This window comes from Mesorhizobium sp. M2A.F.Ca.ET.037.01.1.1 (genome assembly GCF_003998075.1).
Taxonomy (GTDB): Bacteria; Pseudomonadota; Alphaproteobacteria; order Rhizobiales; family Rhizobiaceae; genus Mesorhizobium.
Window position 1 is genome coordinate 1 of record NZ_RZSA01001658.1, and the last position, 653, is coordinate 653.

1 pseudogene is annotated in these 653 nt (G+C 64.2%); it reads right to left on the minus strand.

Features of this window, described 5'->3' with window-relative positions:
• A pseudogene (locus EOA27_RS39040) lies at positions 1 to 439 on the minus strand (ABC transporter permease); the annotation flags it as partial.
• Between the last annotated feature and the right edge of the window lie 214 nt (positions 440 to 653).

The following is a 653-nucleotide window of genomic DNA, read 5'->3' on the forward strand; positions in this document are numbered from 1 at the left end:
TGACCAGGTAGCTGGACCACAACGGCAGCATGACGCCGAGATAGAACAGCGCCTTCCAGCGGCCGCGCGCATAGCGCGCCGCGTAATAGGCGATGGGGAAGGCGATGACCGCCGAGGCAAGCGTGACGAGTGCCGCCATCGTCACCGTACGCAGGATGATGTCGAGATTGGCGGCCTGCAGCAGATCGCCATAAGTCTTTAGCGTGAACTCGCGGTTGATGAGGCCGGAGAACTCGTCGATCGAGAAGAAGCTCTGTGCCAGCAGGGCGAAGAGCGAGCCGATATAGACGATGCCGAGCCACAAAAGCGGCGGGGCGAGCATCAGGGTGAGCAGGAATTTCGGGCGGCGCCAGAAGAGGTCGGAAAGCGCGCCGCGCATGCCGCCGCTGCCTGGCAGGATGGCGGGAGTGGGGTTGGACTGAACAGCGGCGATGGTCATGGCGCCACCGCGTGTTGAGGGCGATCGTGGGAGAGGCCGCGATCCTTCGCCCCCCTCTCTGTCCTGCCGGACATCTCCCCCTCAAGGGGGGAGATCAGCAGTTTCTCGGCCTCGCCAATTCTGACACGTTGGAGATTGGCGAAACCCGAAGGGACAGCCAATCTCCCCCCCTGAGGGGGAGATGTCCGGCAGGACAGAGAGGGGGGCCTCGCAC